General features: G+C 59.1%; 7 protein-coding genes and 2 pseudogenes. 5 read left to right on the top strand and 4 right to left on the bottom strand.

Going from position 1 to position 13,123, the window contains the following annotated elements:
• Window positions 1–291: 291 nt before the first annotated feature.
• Window positions 292–948, bottom strand: a pseudogene (locus AC1RKH_RS06150) (MCP four helix bundle domain-containing protein); the annotation flags it as partial.
• Between the two features lie 340 nt (window positions 949–1,288).
• On the opposite strand from AC1RKH_RS06150, the gene AC1RKH_RS06145 reads away from it, so the two are divergent.
• The 4 genes and pseudogenes from AC1RKH_RS06145 to AC1RKH_RS06130 all read left to right on the top strand — a co-directional run bounded on the left by AC1RKH_RS06145 (window position 1,289) and on the right by AC1RKH_RS06130 (window position 3,855).
• Window positions 1,289–1,519, top strand: coding sequence for a hypothetical protein (locus tag AC1RKH_RS06145; RefSeq protein WP_123423862.1), 231 nt, complete (start codon window positions 1,289–1,291; stop codon window positions 1,517–1,519).
• Window positions 1,516–1,818 (top strand): cell division protein ZapA, encoded by a 303-nt coding sequence (locus AC1RKH_RS06140; RefSeq protein WP_477769382.1) that lies wholly within the window; start codon window positions 1,516–1,518, stop codon window positions 1,816–1,818. The genes AC1RKH_RS06145 and AC1RKH_RS06140 overlap by 4 nt, the downstream gene beginning before the upstream one ends.
• 99 nt (window positions 1,819–1,917) lie before the next feature.
• Window positions 1,918–2,988: pseudogene (locus tag AC1RKH_RS06135) on the top strand (HAMP domain-containing protein); the annotation flags it as partial.
• Window positions 2,989–3,009: 21 nt separating this feature from the next.
• On the top strand, window positions 3,010–3,855 hold the full coding sequence (locus AC1RKH_RS06130; RefSeq protein WP_493184041.1) for a methyl-accepting chemotaxis protein: 846 nt from the start codon (window positions 3,010–3,012) through the stop codon (window positions 3,853–3,855).
• A gap of 72 nt (window positions 3,856–3,927) precedes the next feature.
• On the opposite strand, the gene AC1RKH_RS06125 is transcribed toward AC1RKH_RS06130, so the two are convergent.
• The 3 genes from AC1RKH_RS06125 to putA form a co-directional block, all read right to left on the bottom strand.
• Window positions 3,928–4,662 (bottom strand): hypothetical protein, encoded by a 735-nt coding sequence (locus AC1RKH_RS06125; protein ID WP_493062052.1) that lies wholly within the window; start codon window positions 4,660–4,662, stop codon window positions 3,928–3,930.
• A 487-nt stretch (window positions 4,663–5,149) separates the two neighbouring features.
• Window positions 5,150–6,952, bottom strand: coding sequence for an acyl-CoA dehydrogenase (locus AC1RKH_RS06120; RefSeq protein ID WP_493062053.1), 1,803 nt, complete (start codon window positions 6,950–6,952; stop codon window positions 5,150–5,152).
• A 256-nt stretch (window positions 6,953–7,208) separates the two neighbouring features.
• Window positions 7,209–11,162, bottom strand: a complete 3,954-nt coding sequence (gene putA, locus AC1RKH_RS06115) for a trifunctional transcriptional regulator/proline dehydrogenase/L-glutamate gamma-semialdehyde dehydrogenase (RefSeq protein WP_493062054.1) — start codon at window positions 11,160–11,162, stop codon at window positions 7,209–7,211.
• Window positions 11,163–11,623: 461 nt separating this feature from the next.
• Here putA and putP point away from each other — a divergent pair, with 461 nt between their 5' ends.
• On the top strand, window positions 11,624–13,108 hold the full coding sequence (gene putP, locus AC1RKH_RS06110; protein ID WP_493062055.1) for a sodium/proline symporter PutP: 1,485 nt from the start codon (window positions 11,624–11,626) through the stop codon (window positions 13,106–13,108).
• The last annotated feature ends 15 nt before the right edge of the window (window positions 13,109–13,123 follow it).

Genomic DNA, 13,123 nt, shown 5'->3' with positions numbered 1-13,123 from the left:
ATCACGGCCGTCACCGGCAGAGGTGGTGGCGTTTTTCGAGGCTTCGGACGTGCTGACCGCGTTGCGTGCGACTTCTTCCACGGCACTGGTCATTTCGTTGACGGCCGTTGCGGCTTGCTCGATTTCGTTGTTCTGCTGAGTCAGGCCTCGGGCGCTTTCGTCGGTGACGCTGTTCAGCTCTTCGGCGGCGGAAGCCAACTGAGTCGCCGAACCCGAGATCCGTTGCAGGGTATCGCGCAGTTTCTCCTGCATCTTCGACATGGCCAGCAACAGGCGACCGGCTTCGTCGGTGCCGTCGACGGTGATCGGCCGGGTCAGGTTGCCCTCGGCGATTTCTTCGGCGGCGCTCAGTGCCTTGGCGATGGGCTGAGTGATGCTGTTAGTCAGCAGCCAGGCAAACAACAGGGTCAAACCCGTAGCGATCACCAGCAAGGTCACCACCAGGTTGAAGGCAGAGGAATATTGGTCGACGGCTTTCTGGTTGAAGTCGGCGGCTTGATCGTTGTTGATCTGCATCAGCCGGTTGAGCACGGTATTGACCGCCTCGGAGTTGGTCAGCAGTTCGGTGTTGAGCAATGTGCGCAATTCATCGACCTGGTTATTGCGCGACAGGCTCTTCATGCGATCTTCAAGCTGGCGGTACTGACCCAGCAGTTGCACGTACTCATCGTAGGCCGCACGTTCCTGCGGGCTGCTGATGACTTTTTCGTAATCGGACTGGGCTGTGCGAATCTGCTGGCTGCGTTGATCGAACAGCGCGAGAGTCTTTTGCTGTACGTCCGGCTCGCGGTTGGTCAGCAAGCGGTAAGACAACACCCGCTGGCGCAAGGCGAGCTGGGTGAATTCGTCCAGGGCCTTGATGCTCGGCACGCTGTTCTGAACGATGTCTTCACCGGCAGCGCGAATCTTGCTCATCTGGTTCAAGGCGAACACACCCAGAATCAACATCAGTGCGCCAATCAGGGTGAAACCTGCGAACGCCCTGGGGGCGATATTCATATTGCGAAGGGACATGGAGTTCACCGTAAAGCGCGCATTGGCACGAGTCTGAGACGAGGTATGTATGACTTATCGGTCATACGACTAAAGTCTTGAGCCGCTGCGCGCTTTTGCCGCAGATCGGTCGTACTGACGAGCTGTCAGGAACCAGAGCGGACAAACGCAGTCTTTAAAACTCGCAAGTAAGGTTGCCGCCAGGAAAATCAAGGCTTTACGCCTGAATAACCCTGGCGCCAGTGGTGACTTTTCTTTATCGTACGCGCCCTTTGAAAATGCTCGGAAAATCAAAATGTTGGAAGCATCCCTAAGCCAATTGGAACAGCTGGTCAGCGACCTGGTGCAACACAACCAGGAACTGCTCGGCACGAACGCAACACTGAGTGCAGAACTGGCCCAGGCCAAGGATGAAAACGAAAGCCTGCAGCTGAGCCTGATGGAGCAGGAAGAGAAGCAGGGCGCCACTGTCGCGCGCATTCAAGCGCTGGTTGAGCGTGTGAGCGCAGGTCCTGTGAACGCATGAGACACGGTGCCGACGGGATAAAAGTCGTCTCGATTCTCGGGGAAGACTATTCGATCAAGGCGCCGGCCGGGGAAGAGCAGACCCTGCTGGACGCCGCATTGATGTTGAAAGCGGTGCTGGCTGAGACCAAAAAGAAATACCCGACCCTGATCGGGGACAAACTGTTGGTGCTGACGGCAATGAACCTGTGTTCGCAGCAGCTTGCAATGCAAAAACGTCACCAGCAGGAACTCGACCGTTACCAAGAGCAAGTCAGCGCCACGGTTGAAGTGATTTCGAAGACGATCAATCAGGCCTGATCAGCTTGCGCACAACCAAAGAGTAGATTGTCGATTGAGTTGTATACAATCGGCACGGCTGTTGCAGTAGATTTGCCTCTTACTCTTTGGGGGTGCTTCATGCAGTTCTGGCGACGCAGTATTCAATGGCAGTTGATCCTGAGTATGGGCACCGCCCTGCTGGTCAGTATTCTGATCGTGGTCGGCATTTATACCCTGGTGGTCAACCGCCTCGCCCAGAGCTATCTGGTCGAGCAAGCACTGCCTTCGAGCATCGAAGCGATGCGCAACGACATCGAACGGATTCTGGTCCAGCCGCTTACCGCGGCCAAGGATATCGCCAGCAACAGGATGGTGCGCCAGTGGTTGGCCGAGGGTGAAAACACTGCTCGGGCCAACGACTTCGTCAGCTATCTGGAAGGCATTCGCGCCGAGCACAAAGCCTTTACCGCGCTGATCGCAGGCACGGAGTCGGGCCACTACTACACCGAAAAAGGTCTTGATCGGACCCTCAGCCGATCCAATCCGAGCGATGCCTGGTTCTACGCCTTCCTCGACAGCAACCAGCCGCGCACCCTCAATATCGACAAAGACACAGCGACCGGTGAGTTGGCCTTGTTCATCGACCTCAAGGTCTCGCAGGGCGGCAAGGTCGTGGGTGTTGCCGGGTTGGGCCTGAGTATGAAAGAACTGTCGGAGCTGATTCACAACTTCAGCTTTGGCGAGCGCGGGAAGGTCTATCTGGTGCGTTCCGACGGTTTGATCCAGGTGCATCCCGAGGCCGGATTCAGCAACAAACGTCAGTTGGCCGAGCAGATCGGTGGCCCGGCGGCGCAAGCGGTGATGGGCCATCAAGGCCCGACCAGCAGCGGTTTTGTACGTGATGGCGAAGACTATCTGGCCCTGAGTCTGCCATTGCGCGACCTGGGCTGGACTCTGGTGGCGGAAGTGCCGCAATCGCAGATCTACGCCGAGGCCCGACACGCAATGTGGCTGACCAGCGCCATAGGTTTGGGCGTTGCACTGGTGTGCCTGTTATTGGTGGTGTTGCTGGCTCGTGGACTGGTCCGGCCGATCCGTCAGGTAACAGCGGCACTGGTAGCGATTGGTAGCGGTGGTGGCGATTTGACCCACAGGTTAGATTCCAGCCGCGCCGATGAGCTGGGCGACCTGGCCCGGGGTTTCAATCGTTTCCTTGAAAATCAACGCAACATGATCGGCGAAGTTCTAGCCACCAGCGAGCGTTTGCGCACCGCCGTCGGGCAAGTCGCGCGGGTGGTGGAAAACACCGCCGAGCGTTCCGGACGACAGCAGGAAATGACCGACATGGTCGCCACTGCCGTGCACGAAATGGGCCTCACCGTACAGGAAATCGCGCAGAACGCCGGCAACGCGGCGGTCGCCTCGCAAACAGCCCGCGATGAAGCGTTGCAGGCGCGTGAAGTGGTCGGCGGCTCGATCCGGCATATCGAAAGCATGTCCGATGAAATCGGTATCGCTGCCAGCGCCGTCGGCGAGTTGGCGACTCAGGTCGCGTCCATCGATCAGGTGCTGGCGGTGATTCGCGGGATCTCCGAACAGACCAACTTGCTGGCGCTGAACGCGGCGATTGAAGCAGCGCGGGCCGGAGACATGGGCCGGGGCTTTGCAGTGGTGGCGGATGAAGTGCGGACATTGGCACGGCGTACGCAATCGTCCACCGATGAAATCCAGCAGATGATCGGCAGCCTCAAGCAGGGCGCAGAGAATGCTGTGTCGTCGATGCACTCAGGGCAAGCGGCGACCGGCACAGGCGTTGAGTCGAGCCAACGCACCGGAGCATCGTTGACCGCGATTACCGGGCAGGTCGAACGCATCAGCGACATGAACCATCAAGTGGCGACGGCCACCGAAGAGCAGTCGGCGGTGACCGAAGAGATCAACCGGAATGTGCAGGGGATTTCTGATCTGGCTCGGGCGACGGCGGGTGAGGTGAGGGCGTGTCGTGAGGATTGCCAGACGTTGCAGCAATTGGCCGATGACCTGGCGCGGCAGATGGGTGGGTTTCGGTTGAGCTGAGTCTGTTCGGTGCGGGCCAAGGCACGACACACTAACAGTGTGCGTTGGGTCCACAGATCATCAGTCTGCCGCTTAGGTCGTGACCAAAATCTCTCTTCCATAAAAGTTGATGCCGCCGATGGTCTCCATATAAAAGACTCGTTTCTCCCGGACGCTCCATGTCCCTTGGCTATCGATATAGGTATCGCCGATGGCCAAGGTTCTGAACATGTCGTCGCGGTTGAACGATCGGTTACCGGTCTGGATATCGGCCTGGCTGCGGACGGTGACGCGATACAGGTTGACGCTTTCCAGGCGGTATTCCTTATCGAGCGGACGGTGGGTGTTGCCGTCTTTTTTGATGGTGTCACCCACCGTTACTGACAGAATGAATTCGTCTTGTGTGAGGTTCACGTTGGGATCAATGTCCGCCTGTGCGTTTGGCGTACCGTAAACGACGGCTCGCCACAGGTTGGGACTGATGAGTAGAAAGTCTTTGGAGGTGATGCGGTACGTCGTTTCATACCGATCATCGACCGAAGCGATTCCAAACATGCCGGCAGCTGTTGTTTCAGCTGAGTCCTCAGCGAGTGCGGTTAATGATTCAGTCGTATTCGCTGAACTTTTGACAATGCTGATCACTGACCTTTCGTTATCAAGCCTGTGGTGATTCTTGCTGCTGACGACGTAGTCGAGCCCGTCGGTATCGGTCCACAACGTCCCGTTTCTTTTTTGTGATGCCGAGACGGATGCCAGGACACAATAAGTCTGGGGGACAAGTCCAGGTAACTTGATGATTCGGTCTGCATTAACAGTTGAGTTGTTCATGACATTCACTCATTCAAGGATATGACGCGGACAAATCAGGTCCGTGGTGGCCGAGCAACGGTTGCGTCGGAACCATCAGCCTATCGAAGCGATCCTGAATGCACATCTGTCAGAAGTAACAGGTATGTACGAGTGCGGCGAGGGGGGGCCGAGAATATTGCTGACGAAGCGGCAAGCTTTTCTCTGCTCGGTGCAATCATCCACCGATGAAATCCAGCAGATGATCGGTAGCCTCAAGCAGGGCGCGGAGAATGCCGTGTCATCCATGCACTTGGGACAGGCGGCGACTGGTACGGGTGTCCGGACGATTTGGCACGGCAGATGGGTGGGTTCAAGCTGAAGTGAGCGTTGACGATGCGTAAGCCATCGCGAGCAAGCTCGCTCCCACACGGGTTCTGTTGTGAGCACAATATTTGTGAACACTAGAAATCAACTGTGGGAGCGAGCTTGCTCGCGATTGGTTTTCAGCAGCGACGCAAGGCTTTGGTCAGAACCACTCATCCCGCATGCTCAGGCATGTATCGTCCCGCGCCTCAAGAATCGCCAGTTCGTGATGGCAGCCCGGCACTTCCCAGGTCAGGAAATACCGCGCGGCTTGCAGCTTGCCTTTATAGAAGCTCACATCCTGCGCATTGCCCTTGGCCAACCCTTCCTCTGCACGGATCGCCTGTTCCAGCCAGCGCCAGCCGATCACCGTGTGACCGAATGCCTTGAGGTACAGCGCCGAGTTGGCAAGGCTGCTGTTGACCTTACCTTGGCCCAGATCCGTCAGCAGGCCGATGGTTACGGTTTGCAGGCGCGCCACCAGTTTTTCCAGCGGCTCACGTAGTGGCGTTAACGATTCGTAGGCATGGGCGCGTTCGGCGGTGTCGGCGATCAGTCGAATCAACTGTTTGAGCCCGGCGCCGCCGTTCTGCGCCAGTTTGCGCCCCAGCAGGTCCAGCGACTGGATACCGTGAGTACCTTCATGAATCGGGTTCAGGCGGTTGTCGCGGTAATACTGTTCCACTGGGTATTCGCGGGTATAGCCGTGGCCGCCGAGGATCTGGATCGCCAGTTCGTTGGCCTTCAGGCAGAACTCCGACGGCCAGGATTTGACGATCGGCGTCAGCAAATCGAGCAGCTCGTGGGCCTGTTTGCGCTCGGCTTCGGTCGCCAGCGTGGTGGTGTCATCGAACAGTCGTGCGGCGTACAGAGCGAGGTCGAACGCGCCTTCGACGTAAGCCTTCTGGGTCAGCAGCATGCGTTTGACGTCGGCGTGCTGGATGATCGAAACGGGTGCAGTGTTCGGGTCCTTGCTGTCCGGCAGGCGACCTTGCGGACGCTCGCGGGCGTACTCCAGCGAGTACAGGTAACCGGCGTAACCGAGCATCACCGCGCCCATGCCGACGCCGATCCGCGCTTCGTTCATCATCTGGAACATGCAGCTCAGGCCGTGGTGTGGTTTGCCCACCAGGTAGCCGACACACTCGCCGTTGTCGCCGAAGTTCAGCGCGGTAGAAGTGGTGCCGCGCCAGCCCATCTTGTGGAACAGCCCGGCCAGCAGCACGTCGTTGCGCTTGCCCAGGCTGCCGTCATCATTGACCAGGAATTTAGGCACGATAAACAGCGAAATGCCTTTCACGCCCGCAGGTGCATCCGGCAGTTTGGCCAGCACCATGTGCACGATGTTTTCCGACAGCGGATGGTCGCCGCCGGAGATGAAGATCTTGTTGCCCTTGAGTCGATACGTGCCGTCTGCGACCGGTTTGGCACGGGTGCGGATGTCCGATAGCGAGGAGCCGGCGTGGGGCTCGGTCAGGGCCATGGTGCCGAAGAAGCGGCCGTCGATCATCGGTTGCAGGAAGCGTCGTTTCTGCTCATCGGTGCCGAAGCTTTCGATCAGGTTGGCCGCACCCATGGTCAGGAACGGGTAGGACGTCGTCGCGGCGTTGGCTGACTGAAAGTGCGCAAAACAGGCTTGCGACAGCAGGGTCGGCAATTGCATGCCGCCGGCTTCGAAACTGCGTGCGGCGTTGAGAAAGCCCGCTTCCAGGAACGCGTCCACCGCAGGTTTCACTTCCGGAATCAGGATCGCCTTGCCGTCTTCGTAGCGCGGTTCGTTCTCGTCGCCCTTGCGGTTATGCGGGGCAAAGAACTTCTCGGCAATGCTGCGTGCAGTACCAATGGCGGCGTCGAACGTCTCGCGATTGTGCTCGGCGAAACGCTCGCGCTGGGTCAGGCCCTCGGCATCAAGGACTTCATACAGCTCGAAAGCCAGATTGCGGGAACTGAGCAGCGTCTCGGACATGGCGGCCTACCTTTATTGGAATGGACCGAGTCTAGGCGCGGGAATAGAAGCTGAACAGGATGATTGATGAGCGTGATGGTGGGGCAGAGCAGCGGCTTAGCAGGCGCCACAAAGCAAATGTGGGAGCGAGCCTGCTCGCGATGGCGGCTGCACATCCAAAGAATATGTGACTGACAGACCGCTATCGCGAGCAGGCTCGCTCCCACAGGGGGCAGTGAACCGGGCAGCTATTGCAGGCGCCCGGTCGTATTGCGGTTTAACCGATAGTCATCAGACTGGCATTACCACCCGCCGCCGCAGTGTTAACGCTCAACGCGCGTTCAATCACCAGACGTTCCAGCGCAATGCCGGTTTCGCCTTGCGACAGACCGTGAACCCCGACGATGGCGCCGGCACGCTTGGCCACTTGCTGGCAGACCGCACGCAACTGGTCGGAATGGCCGTGATGCAGAACCGCATCAAACAGCACTTCGTCCTTGTTCCAGTCGGCCACCAGTTTGATCCGTGCTTGCACTTCTTTCGGCAGACGAGCCAACAGCGCTTTGCTCAGTTCACCTTCCGGCAACACTGCCGAACCTCCCACGGCCAGTACCGCCGCCAGTTGGTTCAGCAGATCGCTTTCGACTTCCGCCAGGCACAGCACGTGTTCACGCGGCAGGATGGCGTAGCTGTTGCGCTCGCCCGTCGGGCCGTTCAGCGTACGGGTGATCCCGCTTTGCGATTGCGCCGCGAATTGCGCGCACAGTGCGCTCAGCTCGGCCAGCTTGTGGTTGTCGGCCCAGGTTTGCAGGGCGGTCAACGGTTTGCTCATGGCGTCACGCAGACGAACATCCGGCGCGCTCAGGGCATCGCCGCGAGCGAAAGATTGTTCGATTGCATCGGTAGGACGAGTCGACAGCAAGCGGTACAAGTACAACGGACCACCGGCTTTCGGGCCAGTCCCCGACAGGCCTTCGCCACCGAACGGCTGCACACCGACCACAGCACCGACGATGTTGCGGTTGACGTAGACGTTACCGGCGTTGACGTTGTCGATCACCTTGGCGATGGTCTCGTCGATGCGCGTGTGCACACCCAGCGTCAGACCGTAGCCGGAAGCGTTGATCTGCCCGATCAGTTGATCGATGTCTTTGCGCTTGTAGCGCACCACGTGCAGCACCGGGCCGAAGATCTCCCGTTGCAGTTCGTCGAAGCTTTCCAGCTCGATCAGGGTCGGCATCACGAAGGTGCCGCGCTTGCATTCTTCCATGTCCGCGATGGCAACCTGGTAGACGTTGCGACCTTTTTCACGCATGCCCTGAATGTGCTTCTCGATGCCAGCCTTGGCTTCGGCGTCGATCACCGGGCCGATGTCCACGGACAGGCGCTCAGGGTTGCCGAGGCGGCATTCAGCCATGGCACCTTTGAGCATTTCGATCACCCGGTCGGCGGAATCTTCCTGCAAGCACAGTACGCGCAGGGCCGAGCAGCGTTGGCCGGCGCTGTCGAAGGCCGAGGACACCACGTCAATGACCACTTGTTCGGTCAGCGCCGAGGAGTCGACGATCATCGCGTTCTGGCCGCCGGTTTCGGCAATCAGCGGGATCGGCCGGCCCTGGCTATCCAGACGCCCGGCGACGTTGCGTTGCAGCAATCGCGCGACTTCGGTGGAGCCAGTGAACATCACGCCTTTGACCCGATCATCGCCAACCAGACGGGCACCGACCGTTTCGCCACGGCCCGGCAGCAGTTGCAGTACGCCTTCCGGAATCCCGGCTTCGAGCAGTATGCGTACGGCTTGAGCAGCCACCAGCGGTGTTTGCTCGGCCGGTTTGGCCAATACCGGGTTACCGGCGGCCAGTGCGGCGGCGACTTGACCGCTGAAGATCGCCAGCGGGAAGTTCCACGGGCTGATGCACACCACCGGACCCAATGGACGGTGGGCGTCGTTGGTGAAATCGTTGCGTGCCTGCACCGCGTAGTAACGCAGGAAGTCCACGGCTTCACGCACTTCGGCGATGGCGTTGGCGAAGGTCTTGCCGGCTTCGCGAGCCAGCAGGCCCATCAGCGGCTGGATTTCGCCTTCCATCAAATCGGCGGCACGTTCGAGGATCGCGGCGCGTTCGGCGGGCGGGGTGGCCTGCCAGATCGGAGCGGCGTTGAGTGCGCACTGGATGGCGTTGTCGACATCGGCGACAGTGGCTTCTTGCACATGGCCGACCACGTCCCGCAGGTCCGCCGGGTTGAGCACCGGCGCCGGAGCTTCAGTACTGGACGCGCAACCGAGCATCGGAGCGGCTTTCCATTGGTTGTGAGCAGTGGCCAACAGTGCACAGGACAGCGATGCCAGACGATGTTCGTTGGCCAGGTCGATGCCACTGGAGTTGGCGCGCTCGCTACCGTACAGGTCACGCGGCAGCGGGATCCGCGGGTGCGGCAGACCGAAGCCGCCTTCCAGCGTCGCCATCTGCTCGATGCTGCTCACCGGATCGGCTACCAGTTCCTGGATTGAAATCGACTGGTCAGCAATGCGGTTAACGAATGAAGTGTTCGCACCGTTTTCCAGCAGTCGACGCACCAGGTACGCCAGCAGGGTTTCGTGAGTGCCAACCGGTGCGTACACGCGGCACGGACGGTTCAGCTTGCCTTCGGATACCTTGCCTACAACCTGTTCGTACAGCGGTTCGCCCATGCCGTGCAGGCACTGGAACTCGTACTGGCCGGGGTAATAGTTCTGACCAGCAATGTGATAAATCGCCGACAGGGTGTGGGCGTTATGCGTGGCGAACTGTGGGTAGATGACTTCCGGTACCGAGAGCAGTTTGCGCGCGCAGGCAATGTAGGAAACGTCGGTGTACACCTTGCGGGTGTAGACCGGGTAGCCTTCCAGGCCTTCGACCTGGGCGCGCTTGATTTCGCTGTCCCAGTAAGCGCCTTTCACCAGGCGGATCATCAGGCGATGACGGCTGCGGCGAGCCAGGTCGATCACGTAGTCGATCACGTATGGGCAACGCTTCTGGTACGCCTGGATCACGAAACCGATACCGTTCCAGCCAGTCAGTTGCGGCTCGAAGCACAGGCGCTCGAGCAGATCCAGCGACAGCTCGAGGCGGTCGGCTTCTTCGGCGTCGATGTTCAGGCCGATGTCGTATTGCTTGGCCAGCAGGGTCAGCGACAGCAGGCGCGGGTACAGCTCGTCCATCACGCGCTCGTACTGGGCACGGCTGTAACGCGGGTGCAGGGCCGAGAGTTTGATCGAGATGCCCGGACCTTCATAAATGCCACGACCGTGGGAGGCCTTGCCGATCGAATGGATGGCTTGTTCGTAGGACGCGAGGTATTTCTGGGCGTCATGTTCGGTGAGTGCGGCTTCGCCGAGCATGTCGTAGGAATAGCGGAAACCCTTGGCTTCAAACTTGCTGGCGTTGGCCAGGGCTTCAGCGATGGTTTCGCCGGTGACGAACTGCTCGCCCATCAAGCGCATGGCCATGTCGACGCCCTTGCGGATCATCGGCTCGCCGCTCTTGCCAATGATGCGGCTCAGGGATGAGGTCAGGCCTGTTTCGTTGTGGGTGGCGACCAGTTTTCCGGTCAGCAACAGACCCCAGGTAGCGGCGTTGACGAACAGCGACGGGCTGTTGCCCAAGTGCGGTTGCCAGTTACCGGTGCTGATCTTGTCGCGGATCAGCGCATCGCGAGTGCCCTTGTCCGGAATGCGCAGCAGCGCTTCGGCCAGGCACATCAGCGCCACGCCTTCCTGGGACGACAGGGAAAACTCCTGCAACAGGCCCTGAACAATCCCTGCGCGGCCGCCAGAGCTTTTCTGATTGCGCAGCTTCTCGGCAATCGACGCCGCCAGCTTGTTGGTGGCCTCGGCCATCGGGGCTGGCAGGCGAGCCTGCTCCAGCAGCATCGGTACGACTTCCGGCTCCGGACGGCGGTAGGCGGCAGTGATCGAGGCGCGTAGCACTGATTGCGGGAGGATGCTTTCAGCGAATTCGAGGAAGCACTGATGGGCGTGATCGACGTGGGCGTCAGCGCCGTCATCGGCTTCGGAACGGGTCAAGCCGCTCAGCTCGGTCAGGGTTGCACCACCCTCGAGTTTTTCCAGGTAATTGAAAATCGCCTGTTTGATCAGCCAATGCGGCGTGCGATCAATCGAGGTCGCGGCGGCTTTGAGGCGCTCGCGGGTCGGGTCATCGAGTTTGACCCCAAGGGTGGTGGTAGCCATATTTTTATCCTCATGTTTGCCACGACTGCGTGGCATCAGCTGGCGGCAAGATTAGCCGTGCGCCGAAAGAGGTGCAACCGGGTGCAACCCTTTTTTTGTCGGAATAATCGGCAGCTTGTCAGGAAATAAATTCTGGTTCGCGGCCTCTGCTCTTGCTTGGTGCTTTTTGCAGTAGTTAACAAGGGTTCTTGCTCCGAAAAGGAGCAAAAACCGGGTTTTAAAAGAAAATTCGTATCAGGTGCAACTTATTCCCAAAAACTGGTTGCACCTTATTTGCTTTGTTGAATAGCATTCGTGCACCAAGGTGCAACCGTCCACGCAGACGGTTCATCGGCTGATGGCTTTCCTGGGGAAACATCAGTCATAAATGCGCGGATTACCCGATCGTCTCTCAAACGCAAGCGTTTGGCGGCGATTCGACAGACCGCCGCTACATAAAAACAAAGCCAGGGCGTAACTCAATGAGTGCAAGCAATCCAACCTTGATCACGTTCGTGATCTACATCGCAGCCATGGTGCTGATCGGCTTCATGGCCTATCGCTCCACCAATAACCTTTCCGACTACATTCTGGGTGGCCGTAGCCTGGGCAGCGTCGTGACCGCGCTTTCCGCTGGCGCTTCCGATATGAGCGGCTGGTTGTTGATGGGCCTGCCGGGCGCCATCTACATGTCTGGCCTGTCGGAAAGCTGGATCGCCATCGGCCTGATTGTCGGTGCGTACCTGAACTGGCTGTTCGTGGCCGGTCGTCTGCGCGTGCAGACCGAACACAACGGTGACGCGCTGACGCTGCCGGATTACTTCTCCAGCCGTTTTGAAGACAAGAGCGGCTTGCTGCGGATTATCTCTGCGGTTGTGATTCTGGTGTTCTTCACCATTTATTGCGCTTCCGGCATCGTGGCCGGTGCCCGTCTGTTTGAAAGCACTTTCGGCATGTCCTACGAGACTGCGCTGTGGGCCGGTGCTGCGGCGACTATTGCCTACACCTTCGTCGGTGGTTTCCTGGCCGTCAGCTGGACTGACACCGTACAAGCCACGCTGATGATCTTCGCCCTGTTGCTGACGCCGATCATCGTGCTGTTGGCCACCGGCGGTATCGACACCACGTTCCTGGCCATCGAAGCACAGGATCCAGGCAACTTCGACATGCTGAAAAACACCAGCTTCATCGGCATCATTTCGCTGATGGGCTGGGGCCTTGGTTACTTTGGTCAGCCGCACATCCTGGCGCGCTTCATGGCGGCGGATTCGGTCAAGTCGATTGCCAACGCCCGTCGCATCTCCATGACCTGGATGATCCTCTGCCTGGGCGGCACCGTGGCGGTGGGCTTCTTCGGCATCGCTTACTTCTCGGCGAACCCGGCCGTGGCGATGCCGGTGAGTGAAAACCACGAGCGTGTGTTCATTGAACTGGCCAAGATCCTCTTCAATCCATGGATCGCAGGCGTGTTGCTGTCGGCCATTCTGGCTGCGGTGATGAGCACTCTGAGCTGCCAGTTGCTGGTGTGCTCGAGCGCTCTGACCGAAGACTTCTACAAATCCTTCCTGCGTAAAAACGCTTCCCAGGTTGAACTGGTCTGGGTCGGTCGCGCGATGGTCCTGGCCGTTGCATTGATTGCCATCGCCATGGCCGCCAATCCGGAAAACCGCGTACTGGGTCTGGTCAGCTACGCCTGGGCCGGCTTCGGTGCTGCGTTCGGTCCGGTGGTCCTGATCTCGGTACTGTGGAAAGGCATGACCCGTAACGGCGCACTGGCCGGTATCGTGGTCGGCGCACTCACCGTGATCGTCTGGAAGCATTTCAACCTGCTGGGTCTGTACGAAATCATCCCGGGCTTCATCTTCGCCAGCCTCGCCATTGTGCTGATCAGCAAAATGGGTAAGCCGTCGGCCGGTATGCTGCAGCGTTTCGCCGCGGCGGAAAAAGATTTCCACCTGAACAAGTGATGTGAAGCGCTGAAG

Source organism: Pseudomonas sp. GW822-FHT06B12 (assembly GCF_058799675.1).
The sequence above is the reverse complement of the archived record's forward strand: the minus strand, read 5'-3'. Positions and strand labels throughout refer to the sequence as shown.

What these genes read in the sequence shown, in the direction of transcription:
- AC1RKH_RS06145 (WP_123423862.1), top strand. Translation starts at nt 1,289, where the DNA reads ATGTTGGAAGCATCCCTAAGCCAATTGGAACAGCTGGTCAGCGACCTG.
- AC1RKH_RS06140 (WP_477769382.1), top strand. Translation starts at nt 1,516, where the DNA reads ATGAGACACGGTGCCGACGGGATAAAAGTCGTCTCGATTCTCGGGGAA.
- AC1RKH_RS06130 (WP_493184041.1), top strand. Translation starts at nt 3,010, where the DNA reads ATGATCGGCGAAGTTCTAGCCACCAGCGAGCGTTTGCGCACCGCCGTC.
- AC1RKH_RS06125 (WP_493062052.1), bottom strand. Translation starts at nt 4,662, where the DNA reads ATGAACAACTCAACTGTTAATGCAGACCGAATCATCAAGTTACCTGGA.
- AC1RKH_RS06120 (WP_493062053.1), bottom strand. Translation starts at nt 6,952, where the DNA reads ATGTCCGAGACGCTGCTCAGTTCCCGCAATCTGGCTTTCGAGCTGTAT.
- putA (WP_493062054.1), bottom strand. Translation starts at nt 11,162, where the DNA reads ATGGCTACCACCACCCTTGGGGTCAAACTCGATGACCCGACCCGCGAG.
- putP (WP_493062055.1), top strand. Translation starts at nt 11,624, where the DNA reads ATGAGTGCAAGCAATCCAACCTTGATCACGTTCGTGATCTACATCGCA.